This is a genomic window from Mesorhizobium sp. M1334, assembly GCF_040317995.1.
In the GTDB taxonomy this organism is placed as follows: Bacteria; Pseudomonadota; Alphaproteobacteria; order Rhizobiales; family Rhizobiaceae; genus Mesorhizobium.
In genome coordinates, this window is the sequence record NZ_JAMYLM010000001.1 from 426,713 (window position 1) to 448,234 (window position 21,522).

20 protein-coding genes are annotated in these 21,522 nt (G+C 62.0%); 6 read left to right on the forward strand and 14 right to left on the reverse strand.

The features are described from left to right. Window position 1 precedes the first annotated feature (1 nt). From pdeM to NKH17_RS02095, 5 genes are all read right to left on the reverse strand, one after another. Entirely contained in the window at window positions 2–718 is a 717-nt protein-coding gene (gene pdeM, locus NKH17_RS02075; RefSeq protein ID WP_352898535.1) for a ligase-associated DNA damage response endonuclease PdeM, read from the reverse strand. Then, window positions 715–3,237 (reverse strand): ligase-associated DNA damage response DEXH box helicase, encoded by a 2,523-nt coding sequence (locus NKH17_RS02080; protein WP_352475949.1) that lies wholly within the window; start codon window positions 3,235–3,237, stop codon window positions 715–717. Before NKH17_RS02080 ends, pdeM begins: the two co-directional genes overlap by 4 nt. 67 nt (window positions 3,238–3,304) lie before the next feature. Next, on the reverse strand, window positions 3,305–4,216 hold the full coding sequence (locus tag NKH17_RS02085) for a C40 family peptidase (protein WP_502910572.1): 912 nt from the start codon (window positions 4,214–4,216) through the stop codon (window positions 3,305–3,307). After that, window positions 4,179–4,529: a MarR family winged helix-turn-helix transcriptional regulator gene (locus NKH17_RS02090; protein ID WP_023676939.1), complete on the reverse strand. Its 351-nt coding sequence runs from the start codon at window positions 4,527–4,529 to the stop codon at window positions 4,179–4,181. Before NKH17_RS02090 ends, NKH17_RS02085 begins: the two co-directional genes overlap by 38 nt. A gap of 69 nt (window positions 4,530–4,598) precedes the next feature. Beyond that, entirely contained in the window at window positions 4,599–5,963 is a 1,365-nt protein-coding gene (locus tag NKH17_RS02095; RefSeq protein ID WP_352644366.1) for a leucyl aminopeptidase family protein, read from the reverse strand. A gap of 122 nt (window positions 5,964–6,085) precedes the next feature. On the opposite strand from NKH17_RS02095, the gene NKH17_RS02100 reads away from it, so the two are divergent. Then, window positions 6,086–6,907 carry a tetratricopeptide repeat protein gene (locus NKH17_RS02100; RefSeq protein ID WP_352898617.1) on the forward strand — a complete coding sequence of 274 codons (822 nt, stop codon included), beginning with the start codon at window positions 6,086–6,088 and terminating at the stop codon, window positions 6,905–6,907. A 114-nt stretch (window positions 6,908–7,021) separates the two neighbouring features. Here NKH17_RS02100 and NKH17_RS02105 read toward each other — a convergent pair whose 3' ends face one another. The 9 genes from NKH17_RS02105 to NKH17_RS02145 all read right to left on the reverse strand — a co-directional run bounded on the left by NKH17_RS02105 (window position 7,022) and on the right by NKH17_RS02145 (window position 16,086). Continuing rightward, window positions 7,022–8,038: a type II secretion system F family protein gene (locus tag NKH17_RS02105; RefSeq protein ID WP_254816298.1), complete on the reverse strand. Its 1,017-nt coding sequence runs from the start codon at window positions 8,036–8,038 to the stop codon at window positions 7,022–7,024. Between the two features lie 9 nt (window positions 8,039–8,047). Beyond that, complete coding sequence (locus NKH17_RS02110) at window positions 8,048–9,061, reverse strand: type II secretion system F family protein (RefSeq protein ID WP_352644368.1); 1,014 nt, start codon at window positions 9,059–9,061, stop codon at window positions 8,048–8,050. 29 nt (window positions 9,062–9,090) lie between these two features. Further along, entirely contained in the window at window positions 9,091–10,596 is a 1,506-nt protein-coding gene (locus NKH17_RS02115) for a TadA family conjugal transfer-associated ATPase (protein ID WP_352751498.1), read from the reverse strand. Between the two features lie 29 nt (window positions 10,597–10,625). Beyond that, complete coding sequence (locus tag NKH17_RS02120) at window positions 10,626–11,909, reverse strand: CpaE/TadZ family protein (RefSeq protein WP_254816295.1); 1,284 nt, start codon at window positions 11,907–11,909, stop codon at window positions 10,626–10,628. Between the two features lie 56 nt (window positions 11,910–11,965). Then, window positions 11,966–12,700, reverse strand: a complete 735-nt coding sequence (locus NKH17_RS02125; protein WP_352475955.1) for a CpaD family pilus assembly protein — start codon at window positions 12,698–12,700, stop codon at window positions 11,966–11,968. A gap of 14 nt (window positions 12,701–12,714) precedes the next feature. Next, window positions 12,715–14,244, reverse strand: coding sequence for a type II and III secretion system protein family protein (locus NKH17_RS02130; RefSeq protein ID WP_352475956.1), 1,530 nt, complete (start codon window positions 14,242–14,244; stop codon window positions 12,715–12,717). Continuing rightward, window positions 14,241–15,056 (reverse strand): Flp pilus assembly protein CpaB, encoded by an 816-nt coding sequence (cpaB, locus tag NKH17_RS02135; RefSeq protein ID WP_254816292.1) that lies wholly within the window; start codon window positions 15,054–15,056, stop codon window positions 14,241–14,243. The genes NKH17_RS02130 and cpaB overlap by 4 nt, the downstream gene beginning before the upstream one ends. Before the next feature lie 188 nt (window positions 15,057–15,244). Beyond that, window positions 15,245–15,763, reverse strand: a complete 519-nt coding sequence (locus NKH17_RS02140; RefSeq protein WP_352475958.1) for an A24 family peptidase — start codon at window positions 15,761–15,763, stop codon at window positions 15,245–15,247. Window positions 15,764–15,915: 152 nt separating this feature from the next. Continuing rightward, window positions 15,916–16,086: a Flp family type IVb pilin gene (locus NKH17_RS02145; RefSeq protein ID WP_352898544.1), complete on the reverse strand. Its 171-nt coding sequence runs from the start codon at window positions 16,084–16,086 to the stop codon at window positions 15,916–15,918. Between the two features lie 343 nt (window positions 16,087–16,429). Here NKH17_RS02145 and NKH17_RS02150 point away from each other — a divergent pair, with 343 nt between their 5' ends. The 5 genes from NKH17_RS02150 (at window position 16,430) to NKH17_RS02170 (ending at window position 21,420) form a co-directional block, all read left to right on the forward strand. Next, window positions 16,430–16,852, forward strand: a complete 423-nt coding sequence (locus NKH17_RS02150; protein ID WP_352898546.1) for a pilus assembly protein N-terminal domain-containing protein — start codon at window positions 16,430–16,432, stop codon at window positions 16,850–16,852. 112 nt (window positions 16,853–16,964) lie between these two features. After that, complete coding sequence (locus NKH17_RS02155; protein ID WP_352969993.1) at window positions 16,965–18,077, forward strand: IS110 family RNA-guided transposase; 1,113 nt, start codon at window positions 16,965–16,967, stop codon at window positions 18,075–18,077. Window positions 18,078–18,565: 488 nt separating this feature from the next. Further along, entirely contained in the window at window positions 18,566–19,678 is a 1,113-nt protein-coding gene (locus tag NKH17_RS02160; protein WP_352969993.1) for an IS110 family RNA-guided transposase, read from the forward strand. A gap of 530 nt (window positions 19,679–20,208) precedes the next feature. Then, window positions 20,209–20,769, forward strand: coding sequence for a TadE/TadG family type IV pilus assembly protein (locus NKH17_RS02165; protein WP_352898548.1), 561 nt, complete (start codon window positions 20,209–20,211; stop codon window positions 20,767–20,769). A gap of 30 nt (window positions 20,770–20,799) precedes the next feature. Continuing rightward, a complete protein-coding gene (locus tag NKH17_RS02170) occupies window positions 20,800–21,420 on the forward strand; it encodes a TadE/TadG family type IV pilus assembly protein (protein ID WP_352898550.1) in 621 nt (206 codons plus the stop codon). Window positions 21,421–21,522 lie beyond the last annotated feature (102 nt).

Below are 21,522 nucleotides of genomic sequence, written 5' to 3' on the forward strand. Positions count from 1 at the left end.
TTCAGCCCGGCCTGAGCATCGCGTGGGAAATCGCGAAGATGCGTTCGGTGCCAAGCATGTAGGCCATCAGCGTTTCGCGGCGGAACAGCCCGGCATAGGCGCGATCAAGCAGATTGAGCGAGCCGGTATAGGCGCCGAAGGCCGGCATGATCATGCGGCCACCATCGCCGGCAAAGCAGCGCCGCCGCACCGAGCGGCCTTGCTGCACGATGCGGGCGCAAGGATGCAGATGGCCTGATATCTCGCCCACCACCCTTACCGCCGAAGGCTCGTGCCGGAAGAGCAGAGAGCCGATGGCCAATTCGCGCACGGTCTCGCCGGGCAGGTCGGCCGGTGCTTCAGGATCATGATTGCCGGTGACCCAGAACCAGTCGCGCCCTACCATCACCCCTTCCAGCCTTTCGCGAAAGCTTGCGTGCATGCGCGCGGCGCCGCCGCCATCGTGAAAACTGTCCCCCAGGCTGATGACGATCGAAGGCTGGTAGTCGGCGATTACCGCTTGCAAGCGGAGTAACGTGGCTCCGGTGTCGTAAGGGGGAACCAGCGTGCCGCGCCTGGCCAGCGAGGAGCCTTTTTCCAGATGCAGATCGGACACGGCCAGAAGCCGAAATTCGGGAAAGTAGAGCACGCCGCGGCGGTCGCAGACCGCGCGTTCGCCGGCGATATCGACAGAGCCTACCTCCGCCAGAGGTGCAGCCATGGCCAGCGCGACAGTCATTTCGTCCCCATGGCCTCCTCGACCAGCGTGGCTGCATCCATCAGCAGCGTGTCATCGGCCTCGCCGTGCACCGGCATTTTGCCGATCTCGAGCATGATCGGCACGGCGAGCGGCGATATTTGCTCGAGGTTCTTATGCATGATTCGACCCTGGACGCGCGAGAGCATCTCGGCAAGTCTGCTGACATCCAGCAGACCGGTCGCGGCGTCGGCACGCGTCGCCTGCAGCAGGATATGGTCAGGCTCATGGCTGCGCAGCACGTCGTAGATGAGATCCGTCGACACGGTCACCTGGCGGCCGCTCTTCTCTTGGCCCGGGTGGCGTTTCTCGATCAATCCCGAGATCAGCGCGCAATTGCGAAAGGTGCGCTTCAACAACCAACTGCCAGCGAGCCAGGCTTCGAGGTCGTCGCCCAGCATGTCCTCATCGAAGAGCGCTGCCAGCGACGGTTTCTTCGCCCTGAACATCCGGCCCATATCGGCAAGCGACCATATGGCAAGCGCATAGTCGGTGGCGACGAAGCCGAGCGGCTTGGCCCCCGCTCTGTCGAGGCGGCGGGTGAGCAGCATGCCGAGCGTCTGGTGCGCCAGCCTGCCCTCGAACGGATAGGCCACCAGATAGTAGCGGTTGCCGCGCGGAAAAGTCTCGATCAGCAGATCGTCGCGTTTCGGCAGCACCGACTTGTCGGCCTGGAAACGTAGCCAGTCGGCGACCTGCTCCGGCAGTTTCTTCCAGCGCTGCGGATCGTCCAGCATGGCGCGGACCTGTTCGGCCAGGTACGTCGAAAGCGGGAATTTGCCACCACCGTAATACGGGACCTTGGCGTCGCTGCCGGGTGCATTCGAAACGAAGCACTCATTATCGCGGATACCTTCGAAGCGCAGCACCTTGCCGGCGAACATGAAGGTGTCGCCATGCGTCAGCGTTTCGAGGAACGCCTCCTCGATCTTGCCCAGAACCCGGCCGCCACGCGAAGCCGCGCCTCTGCTGCCGGGCTGGACGTAGCGGACGTTGAGCGCCGGCACTTCGATGATGGTGCCGACATTGAGCCGGTATTGCTGGGCGACGCGAGGATTTGAGACCCGCCACAGCCCGTCCTTGTTGAGACGAATACGGGCGTAGCGTTCGTAGTTCTTCAGCGCATAGCCGCCGGTGGCGACGAAATCGATGACGCGATCGAATGTCGGCCGATCGAGATCGGCGTAGGGTGCTGCCATCCGCACTTCCTCAAACAGCGCATCGGCATGGAACGGAGCGCCGCAGGCACAGCCCAGCACATGCTGCGCCAGCACGTCGAGCCCGCCATTGACCAGCGGTGGCGTATCCTGGGCACCGAGATAATTGGCATCGAGCGCCGCCCTGCATTCCAGCACCTCGAAGCGGTTGGCCGGAATCAGGATCGCCTTGGACGGTTCGTCCATACGGTGGTTGGCGCGGCCGATGCGCTGCGCCAGCCGGCTGGCACCTTTCGGCGCGCCGACATGGACGACCAGGTCGACATCGCCCCAGTCGATGCCGAGGTCGAGCGTCGAGGTGGCGACGATCGCACGCAAGGCATTCTCGCCCATCGCCTTTTCGACGCGCCGGCGCTGGGCGACATCGAGCGAACCGTGATGCAGCGCGATCGGCAATGTGTCCTCGTTGACCCGCCACAACTCCTGGAACAGCAGCTCCGCCTGGCTGCGTGTGTTGACGAACAGCAGGGTTGTCTTGTGGCGCTTGATCTCGTTGTAGATCTCCGGCGTTGCATAACGGGCCGAATGTCCCGCCCACGGCACGCGCTCCTCCGAATCGAGAATGGAGATGTCTGGCTTGGCCCCGCCGGTGACGACGATCAGTTCGGCCATCGGCCCTGGTGGATTCTGGCTGACCAGCCACCGCCGCAATTCGTCGGGCTCGGCGACCGTCGCCGACAGGCCTATCGTCTGCAGGGCGGGCACAAACGAGCGCAGCCGGGCCAGCCCGAGCGACAGGAGATGCCCGCGCTTCGAGGTCACCAGCGAATGTAATTCGTCGAGCACGACATAGCGCAGGTCCTCGAAGAAGCGCCTGGCATCGGGCGCGGCAATCAGCAGCGCCAATTGCTCGGGCGTGGTCAGGAGGATGTCGGGCGGCGCCAGCTTCTGCCGCTGGCGCTTGTGTGCGGGCGTGTCGCCGGTGCGCGTCTCGACGGTGACCGGCAGCCCGATTTCTGCGACGGGTTTGCCGAGATTGCGCTCGATGTCGACGGCCAGCGCCTTCAGCGGCGAGATGTAGAGTGTATGGATGCCTCGATGCGCCTGCCCCGGCCTTCTTCTCGGTCGGCCGGCCAGTTCGGTCAGCGATGGCAAGAACCCGGCCAGCGTCTTGCCGGCGCCGGTCGGGGCGATCAGCAATACCGACTGCCCGTCCTGGGCTTTGGCCAGCAAATCGATCTGGTGGGCGCGCGGCGACCAGCCCTTTTCCGCAAACCATTTGACGAATGGCTCGGGCAGGACGACGGCGGCATTCTGCTGGGCAAGGCGCGGCTGCTCTGTCACGTGCCAGAGGTAGCGCGGCGACGCGCAATCGCCAAGCAGAATCAGAACAAAAGGTGATCGATTCGCGTTATGGCCGGCGAAACCCGGTCGGGCCGCCATAGAGATAACCGATACGGGCGACCGCCTCCCTCAGTCCTTCGCGCGACACCAGCATGGTGTGGCCGTTGGCGTGGATCATGGTCTCCGGATCCGTCATGATCGCGACGTGGCCTTTCCAGAAGACCAGGTCGTCGCGCCGCAACCCGGCAAAATCCGGCCCGGGATCGAGCGGTTCGCCGACGGTCGCCGCCTGCATATCGGTGTCGCGCAGCACTTGCCTGCCAGCCATGTGCATTGCAAGTTGCACGAGACCGGAACAATCGATGCCGAATCCGGAGACGCCACCCCACAGGTAGGGCGTGCCGAGAAACGACTCGGCGACCGCGACGTAGTCGGGGGCAAACTCGGCGACAGGCCTGAGATGACCCGAGATGACCGCCTGGCCGGACGGCAGCAGAGCATAATGCGTGCCGCGCGTTTCCGCTGAGCCCGTCACCGCCACCAATGACCCCATCGAGAGCTCCCCGCTCACCGGGAACCGCAAATCCGGTCCCGGATACAGGAAAGTGCGCGGCACCGAGACAACATGCGTGGCCGCATGATCCCGACCGCCCAGCACAGTGTCGGCGACATAGCCGACGTAGCCGTCGCGCTCGGCCTGTATCCAGGCCCAGCCCCCAACGTCCTCGAAGACGAGGACGTCTTCGCCGAACAGAAGCTGGGTATCGACGCCGGCGTCCGGCCGCGGCGCCCTGCGGATGTCAGCGACGGAGGCTGATATGCGAGCCGGCCGGCCGGCGACGAAACGGTCGGCGGAAACCTCGCCTTTCAGCCTGGCGTCGGCGAGATCGGAGCGGAAGGCATGGAGGCGGGCATCCCTGGCGGTCAAATCGGCAACTCGTTCAAATGGGCAACTCTTGGGCTCTGGCAATGATAACATCGCCAAAGCGCTCGACAAAGAGCGCGCCTTCTACTGTGCGCCTGACCAGCACGTTGCGCTTGTCGAGCTCGTCGCGGTGGCGCGACACCAGTTTCAGCGCCCCCATCGTATCGAGCGCACGGGTGATCACCGGCTTGGTGACGTTGAGGCGGGCGGCTAACCCCCGCACCGTGTGTGGCGGTGGATCGAGATAGATGGTGAACAGGATCGCCGTCTGGCGCATGGTGAGATCGGGCGCGTCGTCACGCACCTCGGATAACACCACCTGTTGCCATAGTCGCAAGGCCTGGCTTGGACGCATGATAATCGACATCCGTCCAGCATGACTGAAAATTGTTTCGGTTCCGTTTCAGTCAATACCTTCGTCGGCTATGCCCGAGAATCAAGCGTAGCGGTTCGAAATGACCTGCTCCAGCGCCCGGATGCCTTGCGCTTCGCCACCGGCAAGACCGTGCGGGCGGTCGGACGGGTTCCAGGCGAAGATGTCGACATGCGCCCAGCCGGCGGTCTTTTCCACGAAGCGCTTCAGGAAAAGCGCCGCGGTGATCGAGCCGGCGAAACCGTCTGACGTGACGTTGTTGATGTCGGCCACCTTCGACGCCAGCTTGGCGTCATAGGGCTTCCACAACGGCATGCGCCATAGCGGATCCTCGACCGCAACGGAGGCGTCCGCCAGCTCGGATGCAAGCGCCTCGTCACCGGTGTAGAACGGCGGCAGGTCGGGACCGAGCGCAACACGGGCAGCGCCTGTCAGCGTCGCCATATCGACCAGCATCTGCGGCTCTTCGTCATCGGCCAAGGCCAAGGCATCGGCGAGTACCAGCCGTCCTTCGGCGTCGGTGTTGCCGATTTCGACGGTGATGCCCTTGCGGCTCACCAGCACGTCGCCTGGCCGGAAGGCGTTGCCGGCTATCGAATTCTCGACAGCCGGGATGAGCACGCGTAGCCGGACCTTCAGCCCGGTGGCCATAATCATGGAAGCGAGGCCCAGCACGTTGGCAGCGCCGCCCATGTCCTTCTTCATCAAAAGCATGCCCGAGGACGGCTTGATGTCGAGACCGCCTGTATCGAAGCAGACGCCCTTGCCGACCAGCGTTATCCTGGGGGCATTGTTCGGCCCCCAAATCATGTCGATCAGGCGCGGCGCGTCGGCAGATGCCCGACCGACGGCGTGGATCATCGGAAAGTTGGCGGTAAGAAGATCGTCGCCTTTGGTCACCGATATTTCGGCCTTGTGCGTCGCGGCCAAGGTCCGGGCGGCTTTTTCCAGCTGGCCGGGGCCCATATCGCTGGTCGGCGTGTTGACCAGATCGCGCGCCAGGAAAACGCCATTGGCGATGCGGCGGATGCGGGCAGCGTCTGTGCCTGCCGGCAGCGCGAGGCGAAGGCTCTTGCCTGGCTTCTTGCCGTAGCGGGTGAAGACATAGCCGCCGAGCGCCACGGCGAGTGCCGTAAGCTCCGGCTTGGCGGGTGCCGACGCAAAATGCCAGTCGCCTGCGGGTAAGGCTCTCGCCAGTGCGCCGATGGCCAGTGCGCCCTCGTCATCACCGGTGCCGAACAGGGCTCCGGCAATCGCGCCGTTGTCGCCAGGCACGATCAGCGTCCTGCCAGCTTCGCCGGAGAAGCTGTTGGCCTTGGCCCAGGCGACCGAGGATGGCGCAAGGCCCGCTGCCGCCAGAGCATCCTTCGCCACCAGATGGACCGGCAGCGCATTGCTCAATTCTTTCTCGACGAGTTCGACAGGCATTCGCTGGTCTCCGGGTTTCCGAGTCGGCGTTTCTTAACTCTCCGTTAGGGTTAACAGAATATTTCTGCGGGAGGGAAGATGACCACGCAAATGGTCACGCGATGAACGGAGCCTTGGTGCCGATGCTGACCAACCGCAGGATGAACGCCAGCGCAAACAGGCTGATCAGCACGGCGTTGATGATGGCGCTTGCCGCAGGCGTCGCTGGCTGCGGAACCAGCAAATTGACGACTGGTTCGATTTCTCGTCCAAGCGGCAGGCCGCTGGAAACAATGTCGGCGGGCGAACTGCACAACGCTACGATGGCGCTCGGCCAGTCCTATGCGAAAAACCCCAGCGACAAGCGCATCGCGACAAATTATGCCGCGGCGCTGCAGATGGACGGCGACGCAGACCAATCGCTTGCGGTGATGCGCAAGCTGGCGATCGCCTTGCCGAAGGACCGCGACGTGCTCGCCGCCTATGGCAAGGCGCTTGCCGCCAACGGACAGTTCGAACCGGCTCTCGATGCCGTGCGCCGCGCGCAGACCCCTGAATATCCTGATTGGAAACTGGTGTCGGCGGAAGCTGCCATTCTCGACCAGCTGGGCCAAAAGGACGAGGCGCGCCAAGGCTATCGCAAGGCGCTTGACCTCAGGCCGAACGAACCGTCGATCCTTTCCAATCTCGGCATGTCGTACGTGCTGGAAGGCGATTTGCGCACGGCCGAAACCTATATGCGCTCGGCCGCCCAGCAGCCGAATGCAGATAGCCGCGTTCGCCAGAACCTGGCGCTGGTCGTCGGTCTGCAAGGCCGTTTCGACGAGGCCGAGAAGATCGCCTCGCAAGAGCTGTCGCCGGATCAGGCGCAGGCTAACGTCGCTTACCTTCGCCAGATGCTGGCGCAGCAGAATGCCTGGAGCCAGCTCAAGGACCAGGACAACCCAAGGCCTGCCACCAACTGACCGCTTCGACCGCCGAACCGGCGCGCGAATTCCGCAACATGTCTAACGCAAAGAGCCGCGCTGCACCGGCAGCGTGGCTGAATCGTATCAGCGTTTCTGGCAACGCCGCTGGTGCTACTCGCTGCTGGATTTCGGCTGGTCGCCGAAGATGCCGCGCTGGCTCACCTGGATGCCGGCGGGACCAAGAATGATGGCGAACAGTACCGGCAGGAAGAACAGGATCATCGGCACGGTGAGCTTCGGCGGCAGCGCGGCCGCCTTCTTCTCGGCGGCATTCATGCGCATGTCGCGGCTCTCACTGGCAAGCACCCGCAATGCATGCGCCACGGGCGTGCCATAGCGCTCGGCCTGAACCAGCGCCTGGGACACCGACCTGACGGATTCCAGCCCAGTTCGGCTTGCAAGGTTCTCGTAGGCCTGCTTGCGCTCCTGCAGATAGGAAAGCTCGGCGTTGGTCAGGATGAATTCTTCCGCCAATGCCACCGATTGCGCGCCGATCTCATCGGCGACCTTGCGAAGCGCCGCTTCCACCGACATGCCCGACTCGACGCATATCAGCATCAGGTCGAGCGCGTCCGGCCACGCCATCTGAATCGACTGCTTGCGCTTGGTAGCGCGGTTGTTGACGTAGAGCACCGGCGCGTAGAACCCCGCATAGGCAACCACGATGCACACGAACAGCTTCACGAAAAACGGCTGCTCGGGCAATCCGCCGAGCACGAACAGATACATCGCCGCCAATGCAAAGCCGATGAAGGGCAGGACGAGACGGAAGAAAAGGAAGCGCGTCAGCGGATTTTGCCCGCGAAAACCCGCCACTTTCAATTTCTGCAAGGTACCTTCATCCGCCAGCGCACGCCTGAGATCCAGGCGATCGACAATATTGCGCATGCCGACCGACTGTTCTTCGCGCAGGCCCTTGCGGCGGCGGTCGGCTTCGATTGCCAGCCGCGCCCGCTGCTTGGCGCGCAGCTCATCGCGCTCCAGCGCCACGGATTTCATGCGCGCCTTGAGCTGGTTCCCGCCAAAGGCGGGCAGCAGCGTGAAGACGGTCGCAAACACCGCTATGCCGACCAGCAGTGCGATCAGCAGGGACGGATCGGTGAGAGTTCTGACGACGTGATCGGTCATACGCGAGTCCTAAACTTCGAAATTCATCATCTTGCGCATTACCAGGATGCCCATCGACATCCAGATGCCGGAACAACCGAGGATCAGATGGCCGGTGCTGGTGGTGAAGAGGGGCATGATGTAGTTCGGGCTCGTCAAATAGACGAGACAGGCGACGACGAAAGGCAACGCGCCGATGATCACGGCGGATGCCTTGGCTTCCATGGACAACGCCTGGACCTTGGCTTTCATTTTCTTGCGATCGCGAAGCACGCGCGAAAGATTGCCCAGCGCTTCGGAAAGATTGCCGCCGGCCTGAGACTGAATCTGGATGACGATGCCGAAGAAGCTCGCCTCGGTGCACGGCATCGTTTCTGGCATGCGCATGGCCGCGTCGGGGATCGACAAACCCATTTGCTGCGAATCGACGATGCGGCGGAACTCGGTCTTGACCGGCTCGGGGGATTCGTTGGCGATCAGGCGCACGGCATCGTTCAGCGGCAGGCCGGATTTTACCGCACGCACAATGATATCGAGCGCGTTCGGAAATTCGTTGAGGAACGCCTTGACGCGGCGTCCGCGGCGAAACGAGACGAACCAGCGTGGCAGACCCAAGACGCCGACCAGCAGCGCAGCCGGCAAGACCAGCAGCGGTGCGCCGATGAAATAGATAAGAGCCGTCAAGACGACGCCGCAGACCGCCGAGTAGACATAAAAGCGCTCGAGCGAGATCTTCATGCCGGCCTGACGGATTTGGATCTTCAGCGGTGGTTTTTTGACCAGGCTCTGATTGGACTTTTGCTTTTGATCGAGATCCTTCAGCGAATCCTGGACGGACTTGCGACGCTTGGCCGCTTCCGCGACGCGATCGCGCGAAGCCTTGACGACGGAACGATCCGTCTCGGCGGTCTTGATCGATTCAAGCCGCTTGCCGACCTGCTTCTCGGTGCTGATCCGGTTGAACAGGAAAGCATAGGCCACAGCGCCGGCGCTGAAGCCGGCGAGCACGACGAATGCCAATACGGTGCCGTCAATTCCGAACATCGATCCTGGCCCCCACGTTTCCGGACGGATCAGTCAGCGCGCTTCTCCATTGCCTCGAGCGCAACGGCGAGGCGCTGCTCCTCACCGTAGTAGCGGGCGCGCTCCCAGAAATGCGGACGGCCGATGCCGGTCGACACGTGCTCGCCCAGCAGCCTGCCGTTCGCGTCCTCGCCCTTGATGTTATAAAGAACGATGTCCTGGGTGATGATGACGTCGCCCTCCATGCCGATCACCTCGGTGATGTGGGTGATGCGCCGCGATCCGTCGCGCAGGCGTGCAGCCTGTATGATCACGTCGACGGAGCCGACGATGATTTCGCGCACGGTTTTTTGCGGCAGCGTGTAGCCGCCCATGGCGATCATCGACTCTATACGGTTGAGGCATTCGCGCGGGCTGTTCGAGTGGATCGTTCCCATCGAGCCGTCATGGCCAGTGTTCATCGCCTGCAGCAGGTCGAACACTTCGGGTCCGCGCACTTCGCCGACGATAATGCGTTCGGGCCGCATGCGCAGACAGTTCTTGACCAGGTCGCGCATGGTCACTTCGCCCTCGCCTTCGAGGTTGGGCGGGCGGGTTTCGAGACGCACCACATGCGGCTGCTGCAATTGCAGCTCAGCCGAGTCCTCGCAGGTGATGACGCGTTCCTCGCGGTCGATATAGTTGGTCAGGCAATTGAGCAGCGTCGTCTTGCCCGAGCCGGTACCGCCCGAGATGACGATGTTGCAACGGACACGGCCGATGATCTTGAGAATCTCGGCCCCTTGCGGCGAAATCGAGCCGAACTTGACCAGCTGGTCGAGCGTCAGCTTGTCCTTCTTGAACTTGCGGATGGTAAGTGCGGTGCCGTCAATAGCCAGGGGCGGTGCGATGACGTTGACACGCGAGCCATCTGGAAGACGCGCATCGCAGATCGGGCTTGATTCATCGACGCGGCGGCCGACCTGGCTGACGATACGCTGGCAGATGTTGAGGAGCTGCTGGTTGTCGCGGAACCGGATGCCGGTCTGCTCGACCTTGCCGTTGACTTCGATGTAAACGTTCTTGGAGCCATTGACCATGATGTCGGCAATATCGTCGCGCGCAAGCAGTGGCTCCAGCGGCCCGTAGCCCAAAACGTCGTTGCAGATGTCCTCGAGAAGCTCTTCCTGCTCGGCGATGGACATCGCGAAATTCTTGATCGCGATGATGTCGTTGACGATGTCGCGGATTTCCTCGCGCGCGCTTTCGGGATCGAGCTTGGCCAGCTGCGACAGGTCGATCGTGTCGATCAATGCGGCGAAGACCTGGCTTTTGGTGTCGTAGTAGGTTTCGCTCTTTTGGCGCTGGATAGTTTTCGGCTCCGGCGCCAATGGCGGCGGCTCGACTGCACGGCGAACCTGCGCAGCAGGCGCGCCGGATGGCGGCAGCGTCGCGGGTCTGGCACCTATAGCCGCTTCCATAGGGTTCGCGGCAGCCGGCGCAGCAGCTGCGGGTGCGGGCTGACGGAATTCCGGGATGGTCCGGTTGCCGTCGTCGCTGCCTCTTTTACCAAACATGATCGCTTACCAATTCCACCGCTGCGGCATCACTTCTTGTTGCGCGAAAGCTTGCCTATCAGGTTGCCGAGGCCAGCCTTTTTCTTCACCTTGATTTCGCTGCGCCCTGTCAGCACATGGGCGATCTCGTTGATCGTGGCGACGACCGGACTCTTGGCATCCATTTCACCGAGCATACGTCCGTTATTGGCAGCATTTCCGAACAAAAGCGGCTCGAAGGGGATGACCGACATCGGCGAAAGGCCGAGGGATTCGGAGAAGTCGGACGGCGTAATCTCGGGACGTTTCGGCACACCGGCCTGGTTGATCACAAGCTTTGGCGCAGGATCGTTCGGACGAAGCCGCTTCAGCATGTCGACCAGGTTCTTCGTGTTGCGCAGATTGGCCAGTTCGGGCGTCGCCGTGATGACGATCTCATCGGCCTTGACCAGCGTGTTCTTGGTCCAGCCGGCCCACAAGTGGGGAACATCGAGCACGAGGAGCGGCGCGCTACGCTGGGCTATGTCGATAAGCTGGGTGAAAGCGTCGGGATCGAAATCGTAGACCCGCTCCAGGGTCGAAGGGGCCGCAAGCAGCGACAGGTGCTCGGCGCATTGGGCGAGCAGTCGGTCGAGATAGACCTCGTCGACGCGTTCCGGCGAGAAGACCGCCTCGGCAATGCCTTGGGCCGGGTCCTGGTCGAAGTTGATATTGGCCGTTCCGAAGGCGAGGTCGAGATCGGCGACAACCACTTCGGATTTGAAAAGGGACGACATGGCCCAGGCCACATTATGGGCTATGGTCGAGGAGCCGACGCCGCCCTTGGCACCGATGAAGGCAATCGAGCGGCCGATCGGCTCAGCTTCCGGATCAACGAAGATCGAAGACACCACGCTGACGATGTCGGCCATCGATACGGGCGCGATGACATATTCGGAGATGCCCGAACGGATGAGTTCGCGGTACAGGCCGACATCGTTGTAGTGGCCGACAACCACCACCTTGGAGGTCGGGTCACAATGCTCGGAGAGCTGGGCGAGTTGTTCCAGCAACAGCTTCGGCTCGCTGCGGGATTCAAGCAGGATCAGGTTCGGTGTCGGCGCCGACTGATAGAATTCGATAGCGGTGGGGATGCCCCCCATATGCACCTTCAGATGGGCCTTGGCCATGCGGCGATCCTCGCCGGCGCGCTCGACCGGATTGGCTACGCCTTCGGTCTCGCAAAATGCCTGGATCGAAATGCGCGGGATCGGCCGCAACGCCTGCATTGCGGCAATATCCTGCTCCGAGGTTTCGCCGCCCGGTACCTCAGTGTCATAGGCAAGATTGCTCATTGTCATCACTTTCCGTGACTTGCGCGGCTTAGAGTTTTGTTGAGCCTCAACACTCGTTAATAATCGACTTCCGAATTGCCGAGGAATTCGTCCGAAATACCCCTGTCACGATAGACGTCGATCACCGCGCCGCGATTTTCCGCGTCGATCGGCGTCGGTTTGCGTGGCCCGATCAGATCGGACGGATTGGCCATCTGGGCAGCCAGATTGTTCTGATACGAACAGCCGAAATCGGCATAGTGCTTGTTTTCCGAAGTCTGCAGCAGGTCTTCGGGCCAGCGCCCGCATTTATCCGTCTGAGCCTTCACCGAGACGTAGGCAACGCGGACCGGTGCGGACGCTTCGGCTGAAACAGACTGATAGGACCGCATGGCGATCCGCTTCCGGCTGATGCCGCTGGCTATGGCGAGCCTGGCGAAATCGCGGCCGGCCGCGGCCGCTGCGATTTCGTTAGCTGAGCCGCTCGGAATCTCGATCGTCAGCACCGGAGCCGCGCTCCTGTCGTATCCGTTGAGAAAGCCCAGGAGCGTGTCACGCTGGGATCTGGTCATGCCACGGTCGCCGGCGCCGACCGGAAGGTCGATCTTCTGGACCTTCTCGGCGATGACGATAGGATGCGTGGTGCGATAGTCGTCCGGTATGGCACCGACCGTGACGCTGTCGCGATTGGCGCAGCCGGCCAGTGATGCCGCTACCGCGATCGCTATGATCGGAACGGCCGGCCGCCAGATCCGCGAATGAACGGACTGTATCGCGGTGACCGCCCTTGCCTTCGATACTGCCTGAGACATGTCGACTTCCCCGCTTACTTGTAGATAAAGCCGACAACGCCGTGATAGCGGCCGTTGGGCTTGTCGGTCTGCATGGTGCCGTAGACGCGGTTGACGCGGCCAAGGAACATGCCGGCGCCATCGCTGGCTGCGTTGAAATTGTCATCCGGCTTGGCAAGATCGTTGCGCGCCACCGGCTTCACCAGATAGGGCGTGATGATGATGACGAGTTCGGTCTCGTTGCGGACGAAATCCCTGCTGCGGAACAGCGTGCCTAGCACCGGTATTTTGGTCAGGCCGGGCAGCCCGGCAACCGCCTGCCTGATGTCGTCGCGGACAAGGCCCGCGATCATCATGGAACCGCCGGAGGGCAATTCCACCGTGGTGTCGGCCAGGCGTTTGCGGATCGACAGCAAAGTGGTGCCGGGTAAGTCGCCGGCTCCTTCCAGGACTGCGGCGCCTTCGGTCGTAGGTTCCGAAACCGACGTCCTCACTTTCAGGCTGATGCGGCCCGCCGAGAGCACGACCGGCTGGAATTCGAGCCCAATTCCATATTCAAGGCGTTCGTGCTCGTAGGTAATCTGGCCAGTTTGATTGTCGTTTGAAACGTTGCTTGTTCGGCCGGTGATGATATTGAATTCGCCGCCGACCTTGAAGGTCGCCTTCTCGCCGGAAACGGCGGTGAGAGTCGGCTCGGCCAGCGTCTTCATGACACCGCTTTGCTCCATGGCGTTTATGTACGCTTGAAGAGTTGAGCTGCCGATCGCCGCCCCCGAATATTGCGACAGTGGCTTTCCCAATCCGTATGCAGGCGTGGTGAGAGCGCTCCAACTGATGCCGTTGCTGCTGCCGTTGCCGACCATGTTGACGCCGAGCTGCTTCATCACCGTGCGGCTGACCTCGGCAACCGTCACCTTCAGCGTCACCTGGTCGTCGCCGATAATCTGCAGCAGGTTGACGATCTGGCTGACGCGGCGCTCGGCATCCGGGTTGTCGATGGCGACGCCGGCTTCGGCCGAACCGCCGGCAGCGGTCTGCGAATATTGACCCGTGGTAGCCTCGCCGCCGGACACGAAGATGTTTGCCAGATCAGCCGCGCGCTTGGCGTCAAGAGGAGTGTCGACGGTTCCGGTCAGAACGACGTTGTCGTTCAGCAACTCGACCTTGACCTCCGATGACGGGATGAAGCGCTTGATATAGTCCTCCAGCCCGGCAACATCGCGTTCGACCGCCAGGTCAAGGCTGACGATCTGCTCGCCATTCGGGCCAAAGACGAAGATGTTGGTCTCGCCGACCGCCTTTCCGAACAGATAGATGCGGCGGGCGGTGCGGGTCACTGCGTCGGCTACAGCGGGGTTGGCGACGAGAATATCATAGGCATCGCTCGGCAGGTCGATGACCACCGATTTATTGAGTCCGAGTTTGACCCGCTGGGTGGCGGTCGAAGCCGTGACCCTGGCATTGCCCGCCGCACTGGCATCGAGGATGCCATATGCATTCGTTCCAAGGAGAAACAGGCCGATCGCCACAGCCAGGGTGAGCGGCAGTTTGGTTTTTAGCCTCATTTCCTTGCCCCCACCTCGGAAACTTCGCCCGACTTGATCAACCGCACGGTGCCGCGCCGACCATTGCCGGAAACCAGGTAGTCGGCCTCGCCCACATTCTTGTCCTGGCTGTCCTTGATCGAGCGCAGCGCCAGTGTCAGGCGATCCGCCATCTGCTGTGCGACGGTGATGATCTCGGACTGCTGCGGCGTCAGCTCCAGGGTGGCGGTCTGGCCGACTCTGGTCTTCTTGCCTTCCTCATCCTCCTGAATGGTCTGGTCGATCGCCAGGACACGAATGTTCTTGAGGATAGTTTCGGTCGTGAAGCCCGGACCACCGCCATTGGCGGCATCGGTTCTGCGGGTCATGATGACGTCGACGAAATCGTTCGGAAGAATGAAGCCACCGGCCGAGGTGTCGGCCGAAATGCTTGTGGCGACAGCCCGCATGCCGGAGGGCAGGATCGACGACATGAAGCTTTGCCCTTCACCGATCAGCTTCGAGCGGCGCAGCGGCTCGCCGGCATAGAGCGCCACGCGGGCGACGGCGCCCTTCAGCTTGTCCAGCGCTTCAGGCTCGGCAGCGCGGGTGATGAAATTTGCGTTGATGCCGGCGGACGGCCATGACTCCCAGGAAATGTTGTTTTCAAGCGGACTGCCCATCGGAACGTCGCCGGAAAGAACAAGCACATCCTGCAGCGCGATCGCCGGCGCCTGAGGACCGGAATCGACAACCGGAGGCGGCGGAGCCACAACCATGTTCTTCGCGACATAGCCTGCACCGCCGGCCGCGGCTATCGCCACGCCTAGAATAATTAATCGGGATGCTGGCATCTGTCCGAACCTCGCCTTGGCAAACCACTAGCCAAGCCGGACTTTGCAGCGGCAATCGTCAAAACAAGGTTAATGTTATACTTACGATCGTGATTAATTTAAGGTTTACATAAATTAGAGCGACAACTCTGGCCCGAAGGAAAACGTGGCCAATTCGCCTGCTCGGCGCCAATGGCGAAAAGCGAAATTCAGCCCGCCAGCCTGGTAAGCGCCCAGGCCATCAACGGTGAGTCGGAATAGGTGAGCAGACCGCCAATGCCAAGCGCAATGCCGTACGGAACGCCGGTCGCCTCATCGGCGAAATGGCGCAGGAACCGATTGTGGCTTGTGACGGCGGCAAGCAGCGATTTTCGATAGGCGAGGATGGCAAGGGTCAGCAGACCGCCGATGAATGTCGAGGTGACAAGATACTCGACGAGATGGATGTTCAGTCCCATCCATACGGCAGTGGCGGCCAGGAGCTTGGCGTCGCCGCCGCCCATGCCGCCAAGCGCGAACAGGCCGAATGTCACTACAAGAACCAGGCCGCCGGCGGCGAAGTGCCCGCCATAGGTGGCCCAGTCCATGCCGGTCAAGGGCGCAACCAAGGCAAAGACAACGACGAGCAGCACAGGCACGCGATTGGCGATCGTCATCGACAGCATGTCGGAGATCGCGGCAAAAAGCATGCAGAATGGAAAGACGACGAAGATCACGGCTTCAAGCATGGGCGTGGCGCCTGTGGTCAAACTGTACCCGGTCCCAGCCTAGGTATGTTCGATTAACGATTGATGAGGTCTAAAGTTCAAAATCATGCGTAGGACTAAATAAGGGCCGCCAGTGCGGCGGCCCTTATTGGGAAGCAACGGAATGTTGTTGCTTACGAAGCGTTGACCTTGGTGGCAATCTTGTCAAACTTGGCGTTCAGCGCGGTGCCGAGCGAGGTGGCGCCGACCATGATGGCGAGCGCGATGAGAGCGGCGATCAGACCGTATTCGATAGCGGTCGCGCCGGATTCGTCCTTCACAAAACGTGCGATGAGGCTAGACATTTGAGCTCCTACTCCAATTGTTACAGCACTTCCGTCAACTTCTCTTGGTGGCTGATCGGATACTGCGAATCTAAGGAGAAGCTGTTTCAATCGGCTTAATAAACAGGCTTACCGATTCCTTTCCCGCTTCGATGGCATTGCGTGGTTAACCCAGAACTAAAATACCCGCCGCTAGGACCCCGGGCCGACAAAAGGCGCAAAAGGCGCAATTCGGCAAAGACGTTCCAGCCGTGCCGGCTAGGCCCAATGCCGGTTCCGGCTTGATCCTGGACTCCAGCCGCTTAACGGTTGGTTCACCAATCTCGTTCATGTTCCGTTGAACAGTTTGCCAGGGGGCGCCTCAATGGCCGGGCCGAGATCATCATTTCCAGTTGCCGTGCTTTGTGCCGCAGCGACTTTCGCCTTTCCAGCCAAGGCCGGCGCGGGCATCGAGGTAACGATGAACCAGGCAAAGATCATCAAATTGTCGCGCGCCGCCGATACGATTGTCGTCGGCAATCCGGCGATCGCCGACGCCTCCGTGCAGGACGCATCGACGATCGTACTGACCGGCAAGGGATTTGGCGTCACCAATCTTGTCGTCCTCGATCAGGAGGGCAACCCGATCGTCGATGAGCAGATAACCGTCGTGCGCCAGGCGGCGGCGTCGGTGCGCATCTATCGACGCGCCGAAGTGCAGACGATGTCCTGCGCGCCGTATTGCGAAAGCTCGTATAAGAGCGATGCCGAGAAGGCCTCTGAAGCCGAGATGAGCGCCGGGCATTAGACGTTATGACCGTGGTCTGAGCGGCGGCCCGCCCTTAGTCTTTGCAGCTGTTAAGCAAACGGGGGTTGCTCGGGAGTGCCGAGCCGAGCCCCAAGCGAAGAAAGGACGGGCCATGGAGCAAGATAACGTTTTTTACGTCGGTGTCGATGTGTCGAAAGCCAAGCACGCAATTGCGGTTGCCGAGGGCGGACGGCATGGGGAGGTCCGGTATTTCGGCGAGATCGAGGCGAGGCCGGCGGCGGTCGAGCGCTTCGTGCGCAAGCTGGAGAAAAAGCATCCCCGCCTGCATTTCTGCTACGAAGCCGGCCCGACCGGCTACGGGCTTTACCGGCAGATCGTCGAGCTCGGTCAGCGCTGCGATGTCGTTGCGCCGTCGCTGATCCCCAAGCGCCCGGGCGAGCGCGTCAAGACGAACCGGCGCGATGCGGTCAGTCTGGCGCGGCTGCTGCGGGCGGGCGAACTGAAGGGAATCTGGGTTCCAGATGCGGTGCATGAAGCGGTGCGCGACATGGTGCGGGTGCGGTCCGCGGCGAGCGAGGATCTGCGCAAGAAGCGCCAGATGCTGCTTTCGTTCCTGCTGCGCCATGGCCGGGTCTTTACCGGTTGCAAGAACTGGACCCGGGCCCATGCCCGCTGGCTGGCGGCGCAAAAGTTCGACCATCCGGCCCAGCAGATCGTGTTCCAGGACCAGGTCGACGTGATCACCGATGCGCAGGACCGGCTGGAGCGGCTGGATGCGCAGTTGGCTGAGCTGGTGCCGAGCTGGTCGATGGCGCCGGTGGTGGCGGCCTATCAGGCGCTGCGTGGTGTGTCCTTCATCGTCGCCGTCACCTTTGTCAGCGAAGTCGGCGATGTCCGCCGCTTCGACACTCCGCGGCAGTTGATGGCCTTTCTCGGCCTGGTGCCCTCGGAGCGCTCGACCGGCGACACAGTAAAGCGTGGCGGCCTGACGCTGGCCGGCAACCGGCGGGCGCGTCGCGTCCTGGTGGAGGGCGCCTGGAGCTATCGCTATCCGGCCAGGGTGACGGAGACCATTCGGGTCCGGCTCGAGGGCCTGCCGAAGGCCGTGCGCGAGATCGCCTGGAGGGCGCAGACCCGGCTTTGCGCCCGCTACCGGCGCATGACGGCTGCCGGCAAGAAGGCACCCATCGTGGTTGCGGCGGTCGCGCGCGAGATGGCGGCGTTCCTGTGGGCCATCGGCCACCAGATCGAACCGGTCAACTGAAATGCAGCGCGCTTCTTCACCGAAGATCAGGATCCCGGCAAGCGTCCCCTTGGCGCGGGCGCCGCCGGATTGAGGGGCTCTGCCCGCGCCCGGATCTTCCGGCAAAAAACCGGGCAGCACGGCGACGGGATGTAGCCACGGTGGGGAACTCCCGTGCTAACTATGTGGCTGGGCATCAGCCCAACGCCCGATATTAGACAGGGATAGCCCAGGACGAATTACGGAAGTGCGGTAACCAACCCGCGGATAAGAGCTGGATCAACCGTCGTCTCAAGGCCCATCCCGTCTCCGTGCTGCCCCATCAACGAAGGGCAAACCTGTGGCAAAAGGCATAGGGCGAAAAAGTTCATCCATCATTCTTGACCACGGTCATAAGACGTTATGACCGTGGTCTGAGCGGCGGCCCGCCCTTAGTCTTTGCAGCTGTTAAGCAAACGGGGGTTGCTCGGGAGTGCCGAGCCGAGCCCCAAGCGAAGAAAGGACGGGCCATGGAGCAAGATAACGTTTTTTACGTCGGTGTCGATGTGTCGAAAGCCAAGCACGCAATTGCGGTTGCCGAGGGCGGACGGCATGGGGAGGTCCGGTATTTCGGCGAGATCGAGGCGAGGCCGGCGGCGGTCGAGCGCTTCGTGCGCAAGCTGGAGAAAAAGCATCCCCGCCTGCATTTCTGCTACGAAGCCGGCCCGACCGGCTACGGGCTTTACCGGCAGATCGTCGAGCTCGGTCAGCGCTGCGATGTCGTTGCGCCGTCGCTGATCCCCAAGCGCCCGGGCGAGCGCGTCAAGACGAACCGGCGCGATGCGGTCAGTCTGGCGCGGCTGCTGCGGGCGGGCGAACTGAAGGGAATCTGGGTTCCAGATGCGGTGCATGAAGCGGTGCGCGACATGGTGCGGGTGCGGTCCGCGGCGAGCGAGGATCTGCGCAAGAAGCGCCAGATGCTGCTTTCGTTCCTGCTGCGCCATGGCCGGGTCTTTACCGGTTGCAAGAACTGGACCCGGGCCCATGCCCGCTGGCTGGCGGCGCAAAAGTTCGACCATCCGGCCCAGCAGATCGTGTTCCAGGACCAGGTCGACGTGATCACCGATGCGCAGGACCGGCTGGAGCGGCTGGATGCGCAGTTGGCTGAGCTGGTGCCGAGCTGGTCGATGGCGCCGGTGGTGGCGGCCTATCAGGCGCTGCGTGGTGTGTCCTTCATCGTCGCCGTCACCTTTGTCAGCGAAGTCGGCGATGTCCGCCGCTTCGACACTCCGCGGCAGTTGATGGCCTTTCTCGGCCTGGTGCCCTCGGAGCGCTCGACCGGCGACACAGTAAAGCGTGGCGGCCTGACGCTGGCCGGCAACCGGCGGGCGCGTCGCGTCCTGGTGGAGGGCGCCTGGAGCTATCGCTATCCGGCCAGGGTGACGGAGACCATTCGGGTCCGGCTCGAGGGCCTGCCGAAGGCCGTGCGCGAGATCGCCTGGAGGGCGCAGACCCGGCTTTGCGCCCGCTACCGGCGCATGACGGCTGCCGGCAAGAAGGCACCCATCGTGGTTGCGGCGGTCGCGCGCGAGATGGCGGCGTTCCTGTGGGCCATCGGCCACCAGATCGAACCGGTCAACTGAAATGCAGCGCGCTTCTTCACCGAAGATCAGGATCCCGGCAAGCGTCCCCTTGGCGCGGGCGCCGCCGGATTGAGGGGCTCTGCCCGCGCCCGGATCTTCCGGCAAAAAACCGGGCAGCACGGCGACGGGATGTAGCCACGGTGGGGAACTCCCGTGCTAACTATGTGGCTGGGCATCAGCCCAACGCCCGATATTAGACAGGGATAGCCCAGGACGAATTACGGAAGTGCGGTAACCAACCCGCGGATAAGAGCTGGATCAACCGTCGTCTCAAGGCCCATCCCGTCTCCGTGCTGCCCCATCAACGAAGGGCAAACCTGTGGCAAAAGGCATAGGGCGAAAAAGTTCATCCATCATTCTTGACCACGGTCATAAGAGCTAGCCGACGTCTCCGTCTTTGGCGAGAACGTGCTTCGGTTATGGCCGGGTTAAGGCCTTCCCGTTGAATTTAACGGTCATTCCAACCGGACTTCAATCGGTTCCGACTAAGGGTGGGACCGATACAGAAGCGGCATCGGCGGGCAGAGGACATGAGCAAGGCTGGACGAGTAGGTTCTCCAAGACGGTTTTTGGGCGACCGCCGCGGAAGCACGGCGATCGAATTCGCAATGCTTGCAATTCCTTTCGCGCTTCTCGTATTCGCCATACTGGAGAGCTGCATTTCTTTTGCCGCACAGGAAGTGATGGCAAACGCCACAGACGACATCGCGCGCCAGTTGCGTACCGGCCAGCTAAGACCGGCCGATGTGTCCGGCACCAAGCTGCGGGATATGATCTGCACCAAATTGGAGATCATGGTCGCCAAGACCTGTCCCGGATTGCTGGTGGACTTGCGCGAATATCCGACCTTCGCCGATGCGGCGCTGGCCGGTTTCAAGATCCAGGATGGCGACGTCGTGCTGACCAAGGGCACGAGCACACAGACCTTCACGGTCGCACCGGGCCTGGCGGAGTCGAGAAACATGCTGCGGGTTTTTTACAAATGGCCGGTGATGACCGACTTCATGGCCAAGTCGATGGCCAATCTGAAGGACGGCAAAACGCTGCATTTCGCCTCGATCACTTGGCAAAACGAGCCGTTCGACAACTGAACCACCTAGTCGCTTGAAAAGGGCAAAGCCATGATTCGTGCGGGGGCACAGCTGGGCATCGCAGGGATTTGTACAAGAGCGATCCGGCTTTGCTCGGACCGCCGCGGTATTGCGGCCGTCGAGTTTGCCCTCATCGTGCCTGTCCTGTTGATCATGTACTTTATGACAATGGAGGCCTCGCAAGCCATCGAGACCAGCAAGAAGGTCAGCCGCATCGGCAGCATGGTAGCGGACCTCGTCACACAGCAGCAGACCATCAAGGCGGCCGATGTCGATGCCATCATGGCGATCGGCAGTTCCACGCTCCAGCCCTACAACCGCTCGAAACCGAAGATCATTATCACGGCGATACAGGTGACGAACGAGACGACGCCGAAAGTCCTGGTCGTGTGGTCGCGCAAACTGGTGGATGGCGTCTCTAGCCTCGACGCGGTCAAGGATTCCACCACAACGGTCCCGAGCGCGCTCAAGATCAAAGGCACTTTCCTCATTCGGGTCGAGAGCGATCTCGCCTACAAGCCAATTATCACCTGGTCGGCGGACGGCCAAAGCCGGTTCGGGTTGAGCTCGGTCTTCAATTCGATATCGATGGCGGAAACTTATTATCTGCGGCCGCGCAGGAGCCCGACCATTCCGTGCAGCGATTGCTGACGCCTGAAGCCCGCTAACCGGTCTGTTGCTATTGCTTGCAACCGCGGGCCGAGACTACACGCACGATGGCTGCAGCCGGCACATCGTCCCTCGGACCGGCAA